Here is an 18,217-nt window from a genome sequence, read left to right on the forward strand (position 1 = left end):
TAATGATACTTAGTGCCTCAGAGCCTTAGTAACTTAGTCACTTTTTTATGCTAAAGCAATTTTTAAATTTAAAATTATCTCAGAAATTATCTCCTCAGCAAATTCAGTTGATGAAGTTAATTCAATTGCCTACGCAAGCTTTTGAGCAACGTTTATTAGAAGAAATGAACGAAAATCCGGCTCTTGAAGCTGGAAAAGAAGAAGAGTACGAAGCTGACGAATTTGCTAATGAAGAATACGATGATTATGATGATGCTGAATCGGACAGAATCGAAGCAGACGACATTAACATCGACGAATACTTAAGCGACGACGATACTCCGGATTATAAAACGCAAGCCAATAATTATAGTGATGACGACCAGGAACGCGAAACTCCATTTGCATCGCCTGTTAGTTTTCATCAGGATTTAATTAATCAGTTAAATACTTTTATCTTAAATGATGAAGAGCGTGAAATAGCCGAATTCCTTGTAGGAAGCATCGATGATATGGGTTACATACGAAGAAGTATTCCCGATATTGTAGATGATATGGCATTTACGCAAGGTATTTATACGGATGAGGAAATGGTCGAAAAAATGCTGAATGTAATTCATGAACTAGAACCTTCGGGCGTTGGTGCACGTGATTTGCAGGAATGTTTATTGCTACAATTAAAACACCGAACTCCAACAGAATACGTAGAATTGGCAATTGATATTATCGAAAACCAATTTGATGCTTTTACCAAAAAGCACTACGATAAACTGTTACAAAAATATAATGTTTCGAATGAACAACTTAAAAAAGCAGTTCACGAGATAGAAAAATTAAATCCTAAACCAGGTGGCGCATTTACAGGAAACAATAAAGTTACCGAGAATGTAGTTCCCGATTTTGCGATACGTATTGTTGACGGCGAGCTTGAATTGACCTTAAACGGAAGAAATGCTCCATCGTTACACGTTTCTAAAGATTATCAGGAAATGATGCAAACGTATAAGGATTCCAGAGATAAATCAACAGCTCAAAAAGATGCTGTACAGTTTATAAAACAAAAACTGGATTCGGCTAAATGGTTTATCGATGCAATCAGACAACGTCAGGAAACATTATTTGTAACCATGAATGCGATTATGCATTATCAGGAAGAATACTTCCTGGATGGCGACGAAACCAAACTAAAACCGATGATTCTTAAAGATATTGCCGATATGGTTGGGTTGGATATTTCGACTATTTCGCGTGTTGCAAACAGTAAATATGTTGAAACTCCTTATGGAACAAAACTGATAAAAGAATTTTTCTCGGAAGCGATGAAGAATGATCAGGGTGAAGATGTATCGACTCTAGAAATCAAGAAGATTTTACAAAATACAATCGAAGAAGAAGACAAAAGAAAACCTCTTCCTGATGATCAGCTTGCCGAAATTCTAAAAGAAAAAGGATACCCTATTGCTCGAAGAACTATTGCAAAATATCGTGAGCAACTTGATATTCCTGTAGCAAGAATGCGTAAAAAAATGTAATTATTTTTTTTTACCATTAAGGAATTAAGAAAATTAAAGATTTAATTCTTCTATTGATTAAACATAAAAAGAAACCCGACAATTAATTAATAATTGTCGGGTTTCTTTTTTGTAATTTCTTTATTTATACTGCTCCGGAATTATTTTTATCTTAAATAAAAACTCATTCTTTTTATCGTTATAACTATAAATCAGAGTGAAATTATTATCTCTAAAATCTTTAAGTCCCGGATTTGCCTTGGCAGTACTTAATAAGCTTTCTTCGATGTTCTTACTTAAAGCTCCAACATCTGTAGTTTCTTTGTCGTTATTTACTAAGGTTAAATTGTATTGAGCAACTCTTTCCTGAATTAAACTAACGCTGTCTAAACGAATTCCTTCCTGAATCGTTAATGGACAATTTTTATTGTACTTATTAACCAATTCTGTCATATGTTTATCGACAGCAGATGGTCCTTTAAAAAAATAATACTGAATTAAATTTGCAGAAATTGCCAGAATCGCCACAATTACAACTGCTATTATTACTTGCGTAATTACTTTTCTTTTCTTGCTTTTTTCCTGCATTATTATTTATTTAGTTATTGTTTCCAGAAAAATAATAAGTCTATTTTTCCTGATTCTTTTTCATCGCATTATAATAAGCTGCACGGCTTAACGGCTCATATTCTTCGGTTTCGCCTAACATAACCAATTTATCATTGTCGGTTTTACGGAAACTATAATTAGCCAGATTTCCTGTTCTTGTACAAACAGCGTGAACTTTAGTTACATATTCGGCTGTAGCCATAAGTCCCGGCATTGGCCCAAACGGATTTCCTTTAAAATCCATATCCAATCCTGCTACAATTACACGAATTCCCTGATTAGCAAGGTCGTTACAAACGGTAATAATTTCGTCGTCAAAAAACTGAGCTTCATCAATCCCGATAACATCGCAGCCTTGTGCAAGAATAGCAATATTTGCTGCTGCAGGAACTGGTGTTGAACGAATTTCGTTTGCATCATGCGACACAACCATTTCGTCATGATAACGGGTATCAATAGCTGGTTTAAAAATTTCGACCTTTTGCTTGGCGAATTGAGCTCGTTTTAATCTGCGGATTAATTCTTCGGTTTTACCCGAAAACATTGACCCACAAATAACTTCAATCCATCCAAATTGTTCTTTGTGATTTACTGTATTTTCGAGAAACATTTTGTATTTTTCTACCTTTAAAGATGAATAGTTTTTATTACTTTGTACTGGTAATAAATCAACATAAAAATTCGATACTTTTACGTTTTTTCAAAAGTAGAAAATTTTTATCAAATCAAAGATTCGGGAGCATTAATTTAAAGAAATAAAAAAAATATTGCACAATGTTTCTTTCATTTTTTGATTTTCATCAAAAAGAATACGCATTAATAAACAAGCCTAACACATTATAATTTTCAAACGTTATGAAAAAAAAATTGGAAGCCGATTTAATCAGCATTGCACATCGAATTTTAAAACTTAAAAACAAGTCCGATATCAATCAATTATATCTTGAAACGCAGAAATTATATGAAAAATTGGCCGTTTTGAAATTTATTGATGAAAATTTTGAAGATACCAAACCAACTATTGGTCGTAGCCAAATAGATGCTACTATTGCAACTGCATTTGAAAAAGAAGAAGCAATACAACCAGAAAAAACTATTGTAATCGAAGAACCGATTGCAAAAGAAGAAATCATTGTAAATGAAGTTATAGAAACTCCTATCGAAGAGGTTTCTGAACCAGTTGCAGAAGCAGTAATAGAAACCAAAACGGAAGAGGTTATAGAAGACGTTGTTGCAGAAACTGAAGAAGCTATCGAAGAGATTCCTGAGCCAGTTGCAGAAGAAGTAATTGAAACCAAAACGGAAGAGATTATAGAAGAAGTTATTGCAGAAACCGAAGAATCTATCGAAGATATTCCTGAGCCATTTTTAAAAGAAGTAATCGAAACTGAAGAGATTACAGAAGAAGTTGTTGCAGAAGTTTCTGAACCAATAAAAGCCGAAGAGGAAAAAGCTGAAGAAGTAGTAGAAACTCCAACTCTGGATTTTGCTCCTGCTTTTGAGCTAACTCCTGAAACAGAAGAAGAAACTCCAAAAAAATCAGACGTTGTACATATCTCATTTGAGGATTTAGGTATTGATTATAGTAATGCCCAATTTGTAAAAGTTGATAGTTTTGAAGCCGTATCTCCTACTCCATCAGCTCCAATAGAGTTTAAAGAGAAAAAGAAAGAAGTAGTTGCAAAAGAAACAACTACAACAGCAGTTTTAGAAGAATCCAGACCAGTTTCTTTAAACGAAAAACTTTCAAAAGGATTTCATGTTGATCTTAACGACCGTATTGCATTTACAAAAAATCTTTTCGGGAATAGCCCAGAAGATTACAATCGCGTTTTAAACCAATTAATCACATTTGATAGTTTTAGCGAAGCCAATGAATTTCTTGAAAACATGGTGAAACCAGATTATAACAACTGGGAAGGAAAAGACGAATATGCGGAACGTTTCGTAAGCATTATCGAGAAAAAATTCTCATAAAAAATAAAACACAAATTTCAAGAAAATATCTTAGGACTTTGACACTCGAGCGATAGCGAAGGACGGATGAAGTAAAGAGTTACTAACTTAAATTGTCCATAAAGGGACGCGGATTAAAACTGATTTAAAAACAATCAAAAATAAAATCCGTCCCGACGCTTCGGGATCGTGTTTTCGCGATAGCGAATCCGCATAATCCGCGTTCCTTTCACAAAGAGTTCGATAGAATCATTTGTGTTAACTAAAAATTGATTAAACAGAATTCAGAAAAAATTATGTCTAAATTATATATTGTTCCCACGCCTATTGGCAATCTTGAAGACATGACTTTTCGAGCCATTCGCATTCTTAAAGAAGTAGATTTAATTTTAGCCGAAGATACCCGTACAAGTGGCAAACTCTTAAAACATTTTGAGATTGGCACACATATGTACAGCCATCATATGCATAACGAACACAAAACTACCGAGAGTTTAATTGCAAGATTAAAAGCTGGAGAAACTATCGCCTTGATTTCGGATGCGGGAACTCCTGCAATATCCGATCCTGGTTTTTTGCTTACTCGTGCTTGTGTCGAAAATAAAATCGAAGTAGAATGTTTACCTGGTGCAACCGCTTTTGTTCCTGCATTGGTAAATAGCGGATTACCAAATGATAAATTTGTTTTTGAAGGTTTCTTGCCTGATAAAAAAGGAAGACAAACTCGTTATTTGGCTCTAGCCGAAGAAACCCGAACCATGATTTTGTATGTTTCTCCACATAAATTAGTAAAAACTTTAGCTGAATTTATCACTTATTTTGGTGAAGACAGACAAGTTTGTGTATGCAGAGAATTATCAAAACTACATGAAGAAAATGTTCGCGGAACTGCTCAGGAAGTATTGGCACACTTTGAAAAAACAGCTCCACGCGGAGAAATTGTTGTAGTTGTTGCTGGAAAAACAATAATAAAAGAACCTAAGAAAAGTAAATTTTCTAAGGATGATGATGAAGAATAATTTCTCCATGAACTAACCAATTAGCATAAATTAAAAAAATGTTCACCACAAATTACACAAATTATCACAAATTTAATTAGTGGAAATTTGTGTAATTTGTGGTAAAAAAAATATCGACATTATGAGTATCCAAGCCTTTTTAGAAAAACTAAAACAAACTCCAAACGAAATAACTTTCCCTGAAACTATTGCTGTAATCGAAGAGAATTACACGTTTACACCAACTGCATTCCAGAACGGAACTCAACACAATGCTGCTGGCGAAAACTCAGGTTCTTGTAAATTATTTGCTTTTGCAAAAGCACAAAACCTTTCACAGGAAGAAACCTTGGCTTGTTTTGGAGCTTTTTATTTTGAAGAAGTTTTAGGAGATCCAAACGGAACCAATCATCAAAACATTAGAAACTTCATCAACTTAGGTTGGGACGGAATTAAGTTTGAAGGTGAAGCTTTGAAACAAAAATAACCCTGAAACCTTTGTCAAAGTTTTAAACTTTGACAAAGGTAAAACCAAATATTTTGCCACAGATTTCACAGATTAGCACAGATTAAAAAAATCCTTTAAAATCTTTAAAATCTGTGGCAAAAAAACATATCAGATTAAACGATTTTTGATTTCAAGAATCTAAAATCTACACTCTAAAATCTAAAATCAACCATGCGTTGGACATTAAAACCAAAACCTTCCGAAGATAAAATCAAACATTTAGCTCAAGTTCTAAATGTAGAAGATTTTGTAGCAACTCTATTAATCCAACGTGGTATTGAAACTTTTGATGATGCTAAGAATTTCTTTCGTCCATCATTAGAACATCTTCATGATCCGTATCTTATGAAGGATATGGACAAAGCTGTTTCCCGAATCGAACTTGCAATTGCCAATCAGGAAAACATTCTTGTTTTTGGCGATTATGATGTCGATGGTACAACGGCTGTTTCTTTAGTTTCTTCTTACTTAAAATCATACTACCCGAATGTAGCAACCTATATTCCGGATCGTTATGCCGAAGGTTATGGGATTTCTTTCATGGGAATTGACTTTGCTGATGACAATGATTTTTCATTGATTATCGCTTTAGATTGTGGTATAAAATCTATCGATCATGTCGCTTACGCAAAAGAACGAAACATAGACTTCATTATTTGTGATCACCACCGTCCTGGAGAATTTCTTCCCGATGCGGTTGCCGTTTTAGATCCAAAGAGAGAAGATTGTTTTTATCCTTATGATGAATTATGTGGTTGTGGTGTAGGTTTTAAATTAATTCAGGCTTTAGGAACAAATCGTAATCAAACTATTGATGATTTATTTCCTTACTTAGATTTGGTTGCAACTGCAATTGCTGCAGATATTGTACCAATGACGGGTGAAAATAGAGTTTTAGCTTATTACGGCTTACAAGTTATTAATAGTGATCCAAGACCAGGAATAAAAGCTTTGGTTCACCAAGTAAAGAAAAAAGTGCTCGACATTACTGATGTTGTTTTTATCATAGCTCCACGAATTAATGCAGCTGGTCGTATCAAACACGGTAATCACGCTGTCGAATTGTTAACTGAATTCAACTTTGAGCAAGCACAACAATTTGCATCCGAAATAGAAAAATACAATGCCGACCGTAAGGATCTGGACAAACAAATTACCAAAGAAGCTTTTCAGCAAATAGAAAAAAATCAGGAACAGAATCGCTTTTCGACAGTTGTTTTTCAGGAAGACTGGCACAAAGGCGTAATTGGTATTGTAGCTTCCCGATTAATAGAAACTTATTATCGCCCTACACTTGTTTTTACAAAAAGTGGAGATAAATATGCTGCTTCGGCAAGATCTGTAAAAGGCTTTGATGTATATAATGCTCTTGATGCTTGTTCCTCTCATTTGGAACAATTTGGAGGACATATGTATGCAGCCGGAATGACTTTAAAAGAAGAAAATTATCCTGCTTTTAAAGAAGCTTTTGAAAGACAAGTAGAAAAAACTATTCTACCCGAAATGCTAACTCCCGAAATTGAGGTCGATGCCGAAATCAATTTTACAGATATTACTCCAAAGTTAATTCGAATTTTAAAACAGTTTGAACCTTTTGGACCTCTTAATATGACTCCTGTTTTTATGACCAAAAACATAAAGGATACAGGTTATGCAAAAGCAATGGGCGCAGATGAAGATCATCTTAAACTTTTTGTAAAGCAATCCCGAAGTCTCGGGACCGAAGGAATTTCGGCAATAGGATTTGGTTTAGGCAAAAAATTAGACCTAACAACTAATCAAAAAACATTTCAAGCCGCTTATTGCATCTCAGAAAACGAATGGAATGGCAACGTTTCTATCCAATTAATGTTAAAAGATATCCAGTAACATGAAAGATAAAGCCAAGAAAAATGACCCATACGCAGCATTGCGTATTAGAGAATTCAATGTTTTTTTATTATTGCGTTTTGCCATGGTTTTTGCTTGGTCTATGCAATTTATTGTAATCGAATGGGAAGTTTATAGTTTAACCAAGGATCCTCTTTCGTTAGGAATTATAGGTTTAATGGAAGTAATTCCTGCAGTTTCTATGGCTCTGTTTGCTGGTCATATTGTAGATCAAAATGAAAAAAAGGGATTATTGGTAAAATGTATTTTAGGCTTTTCGGTTATTAGTTTTGGTTTATTTTTATTAACATGGCCAAAAGTAGTAAGTGGTTTCTCTAAAGAAGCTATTTTATATTCTATTTACTTTTTGGTTTTTCTAGGCGGATTAGTAAGAGCTTTTCTAGGCCCTACAATTTTCTCCCTTATATCTTTAATTGTTCCCAAAAAATTATATCCAAATGCTGCAACCTGGAGTAGCTCTGTTTGGCAAGTAGGTTCTGTTTTAGGCCCTGCAATTGCGGGTTTTTCTATTAACTGGATTGGTGTACATTGGTCTATGTGTTCTGTTTTTGCTTGTTCACTTTTTGCCTTAATTGCCTTATCACAAATAAGTACCAAACCTATTTTAAATCCAAAAATTGGTGAACCAATCATGGAAAGTTTAAAAGAAGGAATCAAGTTTGTATTTAACAACAAAACCATCTTAGGTGTATTATCTCTGGATATGGTCGCAGTTCTGTTTGGTGGAGCAGTTGCTTTGTTACCCATATTTGCTCAAGATATTTTAAAAGTTGGCCCAGAAGGCTTTGGTATATTAAGAGCCGCTCCGGCAATTGGAGCTTTTATTACGATGCTAATCTCTGCCTACGTTCCTTTGTATAAAAAAGCGGGAATGAAACTTTTGGGCGCTATTTTTGTTTTTGGACTATGCATTATTCTCTTTGGTGTTTCTACCATATTCTGGCTTTCGGTTGCCGCTTTATTTTTAAGTGGTATTGCCGATGGAATTTCGGTTGTTATCCGACAAACCATTTTACAACTAAAAACTCCAGATCATATGCGTGGTCGTGTTGCTGCTGTAAACTCAATGTTTGTAGGTTCATCTAACGAATTGGGAGCTTTTGAAAGTGGTTTAACTGCTAGATTAATGACACCTGTAATTTCAGTAGTTTTTGGCGGAAGCATGACGCTATTAACTGTTTTAGGTTTTGGAATATCGTCCCCAACTTTTAGAAAACTAGATTTACAAAAAGACATGGAAGACCATCAAAACATGTAGTAAATGAAAATAACATTCTTATTCTCGTTTCTTTTTTTGACATTCTTAGCGAATGCTCAAGCATTATATATAAAAACATACGGAAACAAAACTGATACACCAATTATATTCATCCATGGTGGACCAAGTGGTAACGCTACTCTTTTTGAAGGCACTAATACTGCCGAAGCACTTTCGAAAAGAGGATTTTATGTAATTGCATATGACCGTAGAGGCGAAGGAAGGTCTACAGATCCAAATGCCACATTTACCTATAATGAAGCCTTTAAGGATTTAAATGCCATTTATAAAACTTACAATCTAAAAAAAGCAACATTACTCGCTCATAGTTTTGGCGGCTTGGTTGCTACACTTTATTCTGAAAAATATCCTGAAAAAATTAATTCTCTAATTCTTATTGGAGCTTTATTTTCACAACAAAAAACATATAATCATATTCTGGATTCTGTCAAAAAAATCTATACTAAGAATGATGATTTAGCTATGCTTGATAAAGTTTCTCATGTAGAAAAACTTGACAAAAATTCTGCTGAATATAGAAAAGGTTGCTTCGAACTGGCTGGAGAGAATAATTTCTTTAAAATGCCAAAACCTACAACTGAATCTAAAGCATTATATCATCAATATGAAATAAGTGATTTTTATAAAACGAATATTCGAAATAAAAATGCTCCTCTGTTATTTTATAAAAATGAAAAGCAAAACAATATCGATACAAAGCCTGTTCTTCAGAAATTAAAAATAAAAGGAATGCCTATTTATGCTATATATGGAAAGCAAGACGGTATTTTTTCGGTTTCAGAAATAAATGCTTTAAAGAATATTGTTGGCAAACAAAATTTCGTATCTATCGAAAACTGCTCTCATTATTTATTTGTAGACCAACAAAAAGAATTTCTAGATAGCATTTATAAGTGGCTTAAATAAATCAGGCAATTTTTAAATCATTTAGTTCAGTTATATAAAACCATATAAGTTATATAAGTTCATTTAAGCTTTACGCAAATAAGCTTCGTCTTATATTTTCTTATATAACTTATATGGTTCATTCCCCCTTTTTAATGCAATTATTAAGAATGTTGATCAAAACTCACCTAATCTAATTTTAGACTATTTATTTCGTTAACAAAAATTAACCTATTTTATGATTTTTTTATTTAGAATTGATATAAATAATAATTATATTTGTTTCTATAATTGAAGAACATGAGAGAAATAGAACAAATATATCATAACGACTTTGGGATTTCCTTTTATTGGAAAAACCATAATGAGACCCTTTTTGACAAAATACAACTGATTTTTAAAGAAACAGGGTTCTACTTTTCAGTATCTGAACTAAAAGATTTTGATGATTTAATCGAAGATAGTTTACTTACAAATGCATGTTGTGATGAATGTGCTTTAAAAAACAAATGCCATAAGTTTTTGCTAAAAACTCCTTGTACCCAAATAGATTTAGCTGTTTCTATGGATGAACTAAAAGCGATTGAAGATTTGGTAAAAGGTTCTTTATTTAAGATTGAGCTAGAAGAATATGTTTATGGAGTTGGCTTAAATTAAGACAAATTCTCTGTTTTTTAACATCAATGATTTCATAATTAAATATATTTTGATTTTATTCAAAAAAAGTATATTTACATTAATGAAAAATACCAGTACGCTTTTTATCCTTTTATTTTTAGTTGTTTTATTATCTAACTGCAGCAATAAATCCGATGAATATATTGATCCACGCGGAACTGATTATGCAGGCTCCGAAAGCTGCATACAATGTCATCAAGCCGTATATCATAAAGCAATACAAAGTTCACACTATAAAGCAACCGCAGCAGCTATAAAGGGGAATGTTTTAGGTAATTTTAGTTCTGGAGACCATGTTTTTGTTTACGATAAAAACACCAAGATGGTCATGGAAGAAAGAAATGATAGTCTTTATCAGGTTTTATACAAAAACGGAAAAGAAGTTGAAGCCCGCAAACTCGAAATAGTTTTTGGAACCAAACACGCTCAAACTTCCGTATTCTGGCGCAATAACAACACATACGAATTGCCGCTTTCCTATTATACATCTGTTCATAGTTGGGCTACAAGTCCAGGGTTTTCGGCTGAAAAACCTTATTTTGACCGAAAGGTGGTCAAAGATTGTTATGCTTGCCATAGCTCTAATATAAGCAGCAGAAATGTAGATCAAAACTCTAAAGACAAGAACTTTATGTCTATGGATGTAGAAGATGTTATTAATAAAAAAACAATCGTTTATGGTATTGATTGTGAGCGTTGCCACGGACCTGCCAAAGAACATGTTAACCAACACTTGAAATTTCCAGACTTAAAAGTTGCAAAAAATATTGTTACTTATAAATCATTAACCAGGCAACAAAAATTAGACGCTTGTGCATTATGTCATTCTGGAAATGACGGAATGAAAATAAAATCCAGATTTGACTTTAAACCCGGAGACAATCTTTCGGAGTATTTTAGAAGTTCGCATAGCCCAACCGACACAACCGATTTTGATGTGCACGGAAACCAATTTAAGTTATTACTACAAAGCAAATGTTTTACAAAAAGCGAAACTATGGATTGTATTTCTTGTCATAATCCACATGAAAATGCAACTAAAAACTTAGCTACATACTCCAAAATATGTATGAGTTGCCATAACACAGTAAAGCACAATACGGCAACAATTAAAACAATTTCAGATAACTTACTAAAAGATAATTGCATAGAATGTCATATGCCGAAAAAACCATCGGGAGTAATTAGTTTCCGACTTTCTAAAGCATCCAAAGACTCCAACTATATGTTAAGAACACATAAAATTGCTATTTACCCGACTAAGAAAAAGTAATTATTAGGTAGCTTTAAACATATAAGTCATTTAAGAAAATATAAGTTTTAGACTATTCGGCTTAAATGAACTTATATCATTAACTATCTAAGTTTTTCTAAAACTTCAACATAATTCAATAAAATTATTCCAACCATATAAGTCATTTAAGAAAATATAAGATTTAGAATACTTGCATTAAATGAACTTACATAACTTAAATGGTTCACTCTTACCCAATCTACTTAAACAATTTAAGAGAATATAAACTTTTGAATACTTGTTATAATCAAACTTAAGTAGTTAAACGAACAAGGCAATTATTTCCCGAATTCTTTTAGTTCAAAAGTCTCTCCGTCGAAAACACCGTAGGTAAAATATCCTATCCAATCTCCTAGGTTTACATAATTAGAATCCTCACCTACAGAAATAATCATAGGCAAATGACGGTGACCAAAAACAAAGTAATTATAATGCTTGGTTTCTAGTTTGCGTTTAGCATACAATACCAACCATTCATTTTCTTCACCTAAGAATTTCACGTCTTCGTCGCCAGAAATCAATTTATTTTTTACAGATAAGTATTGTGCTAATTTTACACCAACATCTGGGTGGAGCCAACGAAAAATCCATTTTGAGAACGGATTTGTAAAGACTTTTTTCATTCTTTTATATCCTTTATCTCCAGGACCTTTTCCGTCGCCATGACCAATCAGAAATGTTTTACCTCCAAAAGTAAATTCTGCATTATCATGATAAACAGGAATATTAAGTTCAGTCTGAAAATAGTCACTCATCCATAAATCATGGTTCCCTACAAAGAAATATACTGGGATTCCGCTATCACGTATTTCTGCCAATTTACCCAAAACACGAATAAATCCTTTTGGCACAACAGTTTTATACTCGAACCAAAAATCGAATAAATCACCTAATAAAAAAATTGCTTCAGCATCTTTTTTTACCTCATCAAGCCACGCAACAAATTTTTGTTCGCGGGGAAAACTTAACTCAGGTGTTGGTGCTCCAAAATGTTGATCGGAAGCAAAATATACTTTTTTATTATTGGGTAATTGCATGAAAATAGATTTCGATTACAAATTATCGCTTGCGTACCATTCAGCAAATGATGATTCAGTTTCTTGAAGTTTTAAAGAGAAAAGAGAGATATTTGTTGGCAATCTTTTGATAATTCTTTCAGAAAAATCAACAACCATATTTTCACTTGTTGGCTGATAATCAACCAAAATTACGTGATGTCCACGGTTTTTTAATTCCTTTGCTAATTCTATATGTGGTGTCGTTTCATTAAAAACGGTAGCATGATCAAACTGATCTACGATTTCTTCTTTTACAATTTTCTTTAGATCCGAAAAATCAATAACCATTCCATGCTTTACATTATCACGGTCTGTAATTGGAGAACCAATAACTGTTACAGAAAGTTTATAACTATGTCCGTGGACATTTTTACATTTTCCATCATATCCGTAAAGCGCATGTCCTGTTTCGAAACTAAATTGTTTTGTAATTCTGATATTACTCATCGAGTTGTATTTTAGATTGCAAATTTACAAAATTAAAAACCGTTTTTTTCTCTTTTTTTGGCTCTACTATACATCCAATAGGCAACCCCTACTAAAATCACGAACGGAATAAAGGAACCTATAACTACTCCTATTTGATAACTTGCATCGGGAGCAGACTTCATTTTCTCTGCAACATCCACTTTAAGAGCGAATAAAACAATATTCATATTTATTAATTTTTAAATTGTGCCAAGGCTTTTTTTGTAAAATCAGACAAAACTAATTTTCCTGAAATACGAGCGCGTTCAGAAAGTAATGAATCCCAATTTTCTGTTCCTTCCCAAATAACTTTCTTCATCTCTGCCAAAGCTTCTGGATTATAACTTGCTAATTTTAAAGCAAAATGAGATAATTCTTCGTCCAACTCTAGTTCATTTTCAAGTACTTTAGCAAAAAGACCTTTATGGTTTGCCCAAATTGCCGATTTCCATTCGTGAGCAGCAAGAGTCATCTCGGTCATTGCCGTTTTTCCTATTTTTCTAGAAACAGCTGGTTCTATAACAAAAGGTCCAATCCCTATTGCAAGTTCAGAAAGTTTAACAGAACTATCTTGCGTTGCAAAAGCATAATCGCAAGCAGCAGCAATACCAACTCCACCTCCAACAGATTTGCCATGAATACGCCCAATAATTATTTTGGAGCAATTGCGTATAGCATTAATAAGATGTGCAAATCCAGAGAAAAATTCGGTTCCCTGTTCTTCATTTTCAACTGCTAAAAGTTCATCAAAAGAAGCTCCTGCACAAAAAGCACCACTTCCCTCACTTCTTAAAATAATAACTGTTACAGACTTATCTTTACTCAAATTATCAATTTCCTTAGTTAGTTTATTAAGCAAAGTTCTAGGAAAAGAATTACTAGCCGGATGACCAAACTCAATAGTTGCTATTTTATTTTGGATTATGGTATGAAGTAAACCATTTTGATTTTCTGAACTCATATAGTTGATTTTATTGTAAAGTTACGGTTTTGAAGAATATTTTCAGTCGATACTATTTGAAATTTGTTTTTTGATAATTAATTGACTTTATTTGCAATCACTTTGGGGGATTAGCTCATTTGGCTAGAGTGCTTGCCTGGCAGGCAAGAGGTGACGAGTTCGAATCTCGTATTCTCCACCAGTAAAATCAAGCCTTACAGAGATGTAAGGCTTTTATCTTTTTATCTAAGTGCTGTTTTAGAGTGTACTTTTGCTGTTTTGGTAAGCTTGAACTTAAACCAAAGGCTTTAAAAATCTTGAAATTGTTCGTGCTTTATAGTCTCCCCAAGGCATTAATCTATTTTTTGGATACGTGACATATAAAAATCTTTTAGCTCTTGTAAAAGCCACGTATGTATTGTTCTTTTCTTGTTGCAACTCTTCGCCTCCTTTGTTAACCGCCCGAAAATCTGGAAATGTCCCATCATCCATGCCTATTAAAAAAACAATTTCGCATTCTTGGCCTTTCATCGTATGCACAGTACTTAAACAAACACCTAAATCTTTATTACTCGAATTATTTGTCAAACCTAGAGCTATTGCAGATTTGAATCCATCAAGTGACGGTCTTAGGTTTTGTTTTTTATATTGAATCAATTGATTTGCAAAATCTTCTAATTCATCTAGGGTTAACTTCTTCTCATCATCATCGTTTATTGATTCGTTAAATAGTTTCTTTAATATATCCATTTTCAAATGAAGGTTCTCAATTGTAGAATCAATTACTACTTCCTTAATATTTAATGAAATTGGAAATTTTGAAGCTTGAAGCTCGTTTGAATTAAATACGTCATGAACTTTCAAAATGTCTTCTAGTTTCTTTTGATGTAGCTTATCAAGAGGATTAATTTTTACTCGAAAGTATAAATCAAAAATTTTCATTGAAACTGAACTAAATTTAATTCCTATATTTCCAGATTTGAAGTAATAAGGTATATCTTCTTCTATAAGTAGTTTTTCAACATATTTGAATACAAATTTATTTCTTCCTAAGACAGAAATTTTGTCAAATGTAATTTCACCCTCAATATCATTGTGCAATTTTAGATTGACAAGTTTTTTAATTCCATTTATTACCAGTTTAGCTTCATCAATTTCTGTATCAGCAGCTTTAATTTGAAAACTTCCATTAATCACATAGTTAATAGCTTCTACTTCTAATCCCATTAGAATATTTGAAGCTTCAATTACGGATTTAGAGCAACGATAATTCTCATCAAGTGAAATTTTTTGGGCTTTGAAATCTGATACAAAATCTTCTTGCATAAATGATGATGCAGAGCCATTAAAACCATAAATTGCCTGGTTAGGGTCTCCTACCATCATCACATTTTTTATAATGTTACCACATAATGATTTTAAGAGAAAATATTGAAGCTTATTTAAGTCTTGGCATTCATCAATGCAAACAAAAGAATAAGCTTTACGATATAGATTTGCAACAGCCTCATTATTTGTAAATAATTCATAAACCAACCTTATTATATCATCAAAATCAATGGCATTATTTGACTTTAGTAAGTCTTGATATGTCTCGAATAAGTATTGATATTCTATGTTTTCTGAACTTTCGGCTAACTCTTCTGCTGAAATCAGTTCTCGTTTTACCTCTGAAATAAACTGTAATGCATTGTAAGTGTATTCATTTTTTTTCTTTGGTTCTAGATTGTCGTATATTTCTGTAAAAAAGGGAACAGACTTAATTGCTTGTTTAATTAGTTCTAATCTATCGGAATCGTCTTCAAAAATATGAGGCATTCTATTATATCCCAAAAGCTTAAACCTTAATTCAAGAATAGATTGACAAAAACTGTGAAATGTACCAACAAAGACTCTTTTGTTAATATTATCTGATGTGCCTAGTCTATCTCTAATCTCAGCTGCAGCCTTATTAGTGAATGTAATTGCTAATATTTTATCATTTACAGTTTCTGATAAACGTTTTATTCTTTCGGTTAAAACTCTTGTTTTTCCGCTACCTGCACTCGCTAGAACCAAATAAGCTCCTTGGTTTAAGCCTACAATATTACTTTGATTTGGTGATAAATTGATTTTAGTCATTAGTTGGGGGATTTATTATTTTATTCACTTGGTCAAATAATTCTGTAATTTTAGCAGGTAAGTCTTTTTCAGAATTATAAATAAGTTCTGATAATAAACTTGGATATTTAGTCTTATTACTAGTGAGTAAATCATTTATTGCATTTGCTCTGCCCTCATCGCCATTATAATCTCTTAAACTATCTACAAAAATATTTTGATTACAAGTTTCACATACATCTTCTGTCTTCATCCTGCCTTTAGAAGTTCCATTTTTATTTGCAATCAATTCGTCTAAATCATCAACACCTAATATTGTTTCAAGGCAAATTTCAATTTCGTCAGAAAAACCATTATTTGAAATGTAAGATTCAAAATCATATCCATTATCAAAATGAACTATATTCTCAGGCAAAACTATTTGATTTATTGCTGAAGTTGATTTAGATAATTTTTTAAAATCTTTTTTTAACTTTTTAATTATAGCTTCTTCTCCATCACTTAAAATAAACCATTTTAAATGAAGATTCTCTGCAAAATAAATAAATGGAAAATAATTTCCTCCACCATCAATTCCGACAACGTCAATTCCAAGTTCTATTGTACTTTTGTTAAAATGCTTTTTGAGTAATAATGGCAATGCTTGTTCTTCCGTCTCTCCCTCACACAGTATTATTACCTTAGAAAAATATAGTTCACCTCTTGTATTGACAACTTGACGATTAATTTTTCGTATTTCCTCAGTAGTCAAATCACTATCGTTAATTTTACCAATTAGTGTTGAGTTACTATTTTTAACTATACTTCTTATTTCTTTTAGTTTAGCACTTCCAGCAATATAGCTCGAATGAGTAGCCACTATTTTTTGCCCAATTATATCATTAATTTGAGAATATAATTTTTTTTGAGCGTTTGGATGCAAATGTGATTCAGGCTCTTCAATTGCAATTATTGGATAATAGGCAACTTGACTATCGTGAGCTAATTTCATGTTTTGCAAAATGAATGCCTTTAGAATTAGCAATGATGACCAACTTCTCGTTCCCATTCCGTGATACTCCATAGAAAACTGAGAATAATTAATCTTAATTCCTTTATTTAAGTCTCTTAATTTTTTCGTAAAAGGCGTAATATCTACAGTATTATTAGGGTTATCCATTGCCGTGTCTAATTCCTCTAAAGTCTTATGTAGATTTGTTAAGACGTCACTTTTGTCAATTGTCTCCTTATTTAGCTCTTTTATAAGTTCCTCAATTATTTCCTTATCACCATCATTATAGTTTATAGATGAAAGAAGTTTACCTAGAAAAGAAGTTTTAGATTTTAAATCTTCTAAGATGTCCCTATTAGCATCCAAGTAAAAAAATGGAATCTCATCAAAGTAAAAACTTAAAGAATTGTCATACTCTTTTTGATACCAATATTCCTCAGCATCATTTTGAAAATCGCTCCATTCATCAATAACAAATTGCTTTTTTGTAAATGTTTTTCTGATTAGATTTTCCTCTACTACAGTTCTAAACGCTAACATCTGGTTACCATTAGAATCAAAGCTAATTCTACTTTCAGTAAAAACAGTAGCCCAATGATCTTCAAATTCAGGAATTTGAATACCGTCTACATCTACACTAATAAAAAGTAAGTCAACAATTATTTTATTTCTATTAATAGCATCTGAAAAGAAAAAATCATCATCTGTGATTTGAAACGAATTGGATAATGCAAGCTGTAATGCTTTTAAAAGAGTTGTTTTGCCAGCATTATTTGTACCAACCAGAACTGTTGTGGGCTCAAAATCAATTTCAATATTGTCTAACCCTCTAAACCCGTGTACCCTTATCTGTTTTAGTAATATTCCCATTTTTAATTTTCAAGTGGAGTTAGATTAAAAGAAAATAGTTCAAAACTTATTAAAATATCCATCCAGATTCAGCTTAATAATTGTCGAATTTAGTAACTAACATTCTGTAAAGTCTTGGTTTTTCTTTCAAAAAAACGAATTTATGAAAATTACTATTCAAAACACTTTATATCATATAGTTTTTTAACCATTTCAATTATTAT

17 protein-coding genes and 1 tRNA gene are annotated in these 18,217 nt (G+C 32.4%); 10 read left to right on the plus strand and 8 right to left on the minus strand.

The genetic code is table 11. The annotated features are described in order from the left end of the window. The first annotated feature begins 47 nt into the window (after nucleotides 1-47). A complete protein-coding gene (gene rpoN, locus ACJ6WR_RS08460; RefSeq protein ID WP_409417572.1) occupies nucleotides 48-1,511 on the plus strand; it encodes an RNA polymerase factor sigma-54 in 1,464 nt (487 codons plus the stop codon). A gap of 120 nt (nucleotides 1,512-1,631) precedes the next feature. On the opposite strand, the gene ACJ6WR_RS08465 is transcribed toward rpoN, so the two are convergent. Further along, complete coding sequence (locus ACJ6WR_RS08465) at nucleotides 1,632-2,078, minus strand: hypothetical protein (RefSeq protein ID WP_086894733.1); 447 nt, start codon at nucleotides 2,076-2,078, stop codon at nucleotides 1,632-1,634. Between the two features lie 40 nt (nucleotides 2,079-2,118). After that, nucleotides 2,119-2,709, minus strand: coding sequence for a thymidine kinase (locus ACJ6WR_RS08470; RefSeq protein ID WP_039115440.1), 591 nt, complete (start codon nucleotides 2,707-2,709; stop codon nucleotides 2,119-2,121). A gap of 245 nt (nucleotides 2,710-2,954) precedes the next feature. Between ACJ6WR_RS08470 and ACJ6WR_RS08475 the strand changes: the two genes are divergently transcribed. The 8 genes from ACJ6WR_RS08475 (at nucleotide 2,955) to ACJ6WR_RS08510 (ending at nucleotide 11,566) form a co-directional block, all read left to right on the plus strand. Continuing rightward, a complete protein-coding gene (locus tag ACJ6WR_RS08475) occupies nucleotides 2,955-4,076 on the plus strand; it encodes a hypothetical protein (RefSeq protein WP_409417573.1) in 1,122 nt (373 codons plus the stop codon). A 275-nt stretch (nucleotides 4,077-4,351) separates the two neighbouring features. Then, nucleotides 4,352-5,074, plus strand: coding sequence for a 16S rRNA (cytidine(1402)-2'-O)-methyltransferase (rsmI, locus tag ACJ6WR_RS08480; RefSeq protein ID WP_409417574.1), 723 nt, complete (start codon nucleotides 4,352-4,354; stop codon nucleotides 5,072-5,074). A gap of 121 nt (nucleotides 5,075-5,195) precedes the next feature. Next, nucleotides 5,196-5,540 carry a HopJ type III effector protein gene (locus ACJ6WR_RS08485; RefSeq protein WP_409417575.1) on the plus strand — a complete coding sequence of 115 codons (345 nt, stop codon included), beginning with the start codon at nucleotides 5,196-5,198 and terminating at the stop codon, nucleotides 5,538-5,540. Nucleotides 5,541-5,732: 192 nt separating this feature from the next. Next, nucleotides 5,733-7,430, plus strand: a complete 1,698-nt coding sequence (recJ, locus tag ACJ6WR_RS08490; RefSeq protein ID WP_409417576.1) for a single-stranded-DNA-specific exonuclease RecJ — start codon at nucleotides 5,733-5,735, stop codon at nucleotides 7,428-7,430. 1 nt (nucleotide 7,431) lies between these two features. After that, the gene (locus ACJ6WR_RS08495) at nucleotides 7,432-8,709 is read left to right on the plus strand and encodes an MFS transporter (protein WP_409417577.1); all 1,278 of its coding nucleotides are present in this window, start codon (nucleotides 7,432-7,434) and stop codon (nucleotides 8,707-8,709) included. 3 nt (nucleotides 8,710-8,712) lie between these two features. Then, nucleotides 8,713-9,636, plus strand: coding sequence for an alpha/beta hydrolase (locus ACJ6WR_RS08500; protein ID WP_409417578.1), 924 nt, complete (start codon nucleotides 8,713-8,715; stop codon nucleotides 9,634-9,636). Nucleotides 9,637-9,915: 279 nt separating this feature from the next. Continuing rightward, complete coding sequence (locus tag ACJ6WR_RS08505) at nucleotides 9,916-10,272, plus strand: hypothetical protein (protein WP_039115449.1); 357 nt, start codon at nucleotides 9,916-9,918, stop codon at nucleotides 10,270-10,272. 82 nt (nucleotides 10,273-10,354) lie between these two features. After that, nucleotides 10,355-11,566, plus strand: coding sequence for a cytochrome c3 family protein (locus tag ACJ6WR_RS08510; protein ID WP_409417579.1), 1,212 nt, complete (start codon nucleotides 10,355-10,357; stop codon nucleotides 11,564-11,566). 299 nt (nucleotides 11,567-11,865) lie between these two features. Here the strand turns inward: ACJ6WR_RS08510 and ACJ6WR_RS08515 are convergent, their stop codons facing one another. From ACJ6WR_RS08515 to ACJ6WR_RS08530, 4 genes are read right to left on the minus strand one after another with little or no spacing between them, the layout of a single operon-like run. Beyond that, nucleotides 11,866-12,624 carry a UDP-2,3-diacylglucosamine diphosphatase gene (locus tag ACJ6WR_RS08515; protein WP_039115452.1) on the minus strand — a complete coding sequence of 253 codons (759 nt, stop codon included), beginning with the start codon at nucleotides 12,622-12,624 and terminating at the stop codon, nucleotides 11,866-11,868. Nucleotides 12,625-12,639: 15 nt separating this feature from the next. Further along, nucleotides 12,640-13,092 (minus strand): 6-carboxytetrahydropterin synthase, encoded by a 453-nt coding sequence (locus ACJ6WR_RS08520; RefSeq protein WP_039115454.1) that lies wholly within the window; start codon nucleotides 13,090-13,092, stop codon nucleotides 12,640-12,642. Between the two features lie 32 nt (nucleotides 13,093-13,124). After that, the gene (locus tag ACJ6WR_RS08525) at nucleotides 13,125-13,301 is read right to left on the minus strand and encodes a hypothetical protein (protein ID WP_165572123.1); all 177 of its coding nucleotides are present in this window, start codon (nucleotides 13,299-13,301) and stop codon (nucleotides 13,125-13,127) included. A gap of 5 nt (nucleotides 13,302-13,306) precedes the next feature. Further along, the gene (locus tag ACJ6WR_RS08530; protein WP_039117917.1) at nucleotides 13,307-14,074 is read right to left on the minus strand and encodes an enoyl-CoA hydratase/isomerase family protein; all 768 of its coding nucleotides are present in this window, start codon (nucleotides 14,072-14,074) and stop codon (nucleotides 13,307-13,309) included. 104 nt (nucleotides 14,075-14,178) lie between these two features. On the opposite strand from ACJ6WR_RS08530, the gene ACJ6WR_RS08535 reads away from it, so the two are divergent. Beyond that, a tRNA-Ala gene (locus ACJ6WR_RS08535) sits at nucleotides 14,179-14,255 on the plus strand. A gap of 92 nt (nucleotides 14,256-14,347) precedes the next feature. On the opposite strand, the gene ACJ6WR_RS08540 is transcribed toward ACJ6WR_RS08535, so the two are convergent. Then, nucleotides 14,348-16,174: an ATP-dependent helicase gene (locus tag ACJ6WR_RS08540; protein ID WP_409417580.1), complete on the minus strand. Its 1,827-nt coding sequence runs from the start codon at nucleotides 16,172-16,174 to the stop codon at nucleotides 14,348-14,350. Then, nucleotides 16,167-18,014, minus strand: coding sequence for an AAA family ATPase (locus ACJ6WR_RS08545; protein WP_409417581.1), 1,848 nt, complete (start codon nucleotides 18,012-18,014; stop codon nucleotides 16,167-16,169). The genes ACJ6WR_RS08540 and ACJ6WR_RS08545 overlap by 8 nt, the downstream gene beginning before the upstream one ends. Nucleotides 18,015-18,217 lie beyond the last annotated feature (203 nt).

Origin of the sequence: Flavobacterium sp. PS2, from assembly GCF_046250155.1 — a bacterium.
GTDB lineage: Bacteria > Bacteroidota > Bacteroidia > Flavobacteriales > Flavobacteriaceae > Flavobacterium.

Excerpts from the sequence above, each read along its gene's own strand:
- rpoN (WP_409417572.1), top strand. The coding sequence starts at position 48 with ATGCTAAAGCAATTTTTAAATTTAAAATTATCTCAGAAATTATCTCCT.
- ACJ6WR_RS08465 (WP_086894733.1), bottom strand. The coding sequence starts at position 2,078 with ATGCAGGAAAAAAGCAAGAAAAGAAAAGTAATTACGCAAGTAATAATA.
- ACJ6WR_RS08470 (WP_039115440.1), bottom strand. The coding sequence starts at position 2,709 with ATGTTTCTCGAAAATACAGTAAATCACAAAGAACAATTTGGATGGATT.
- ACJ6WR_RS08475 (WP_409417573.1), top strand. The coding sequence starts at position 2,955 with ATGAAAAAAAAATTGGAAGCCGATTTAATCAGCATTGCACATCGAATT.
- rsmI (WP_409417574.1), top strand. The coding sequence starts at position 4,352 with ATGTCTAAATTATATATTGTTCCCACGCCTATTGGCAATCTTGAAGAC.
- ACJ6WR_RS08485 (WP_409417575.1), top strand. The coding sequence starts at position 5,196 with ATGAGTATCCAAGCCTTTTTAGAAAAACTAAAACAAACTCCAAACGAA.
- recJ (WP_409417576.1), top strand. The coding sequence starts at position 5,733 with ATGCGTTGGACATTAAAACCAAAACCTTCCGAAGATAAAATCAAACAT.
- ACJ6WR_RS08495 (WP_409417577.1), top strand. The coding sequence starts at position 7,432 with ATGAAAGATAAAGCCAAGAAAAATGACCCATACGCAGCATTGCGTATT.
- ACJ6WR_RS08500 (WP_409417578.1), top strand. The coding sequence starts at position 8,713 with ATGAAAATAACATTCTTATTCTCGTTTCTTTTTTTGACATTCTTAGCG.
- ACJ6WR_RS08505 (WP_039115449.1), top strand. The coding sequence starts at position 9,916 with ATGAGAGAAATAGAACAAATATATCATAACGACTTTGGGATTTCCTTT.
- ACJ6WR_RS08510 (WP_409417579.1), top strand. The coding sequence starts at position 10,355 with ATGAAAAATACCAGTACGCTTTTTATCCTTTTATTTTTAGTTGTTTTA.
- ACJ6WR_RS08515 (WP_039115452.1), bottom strand. The coding sequence starts at position 12,624 with ATGCAATTACCCAATAATAAAAAAGTATATTTTGCTTCCGATCAACAT.
- ACJ6WR_RS08520 (WP_039115454.1), bottom strand. The coding sequence starts at position 13,092 with ATGAGTAATATCAGAATTACAAAACAATTTAGTTTCGAAACAGGACAT.
- ACJ6WR_RS08525 (WP_165572123.1), bottom strand. The coding sequence starts at position 13,301 with ATGAATATTGTTTTATTCGCTCTTAAAGTGGATGTTGCAGAGAAAATG.
- ACJ6WR_RS08530 (WP_039117917.1), bottom strand. The coding sequence starts at position 14,074 with ATGAGTTCAGAAAATCAAAATGGTTTACTTCATACCATAATCCAAAAT.
- ACJ6WR_RS08540 (WP_409417580.1), bottom strand. The coding sequence starts at position 16,174 with ATGACTAAAATCAATTTATCACCAAATCAAAGTAATATTGTAGGCTTA.
- ACJ6WR_RS08545 (WP_409417581.1), bottom strand. The coding sequence starts at position 18,014 with ATGGGAATATTACTAAAACAGATAAGGGTACACGGGTTTAGAGGGTTA.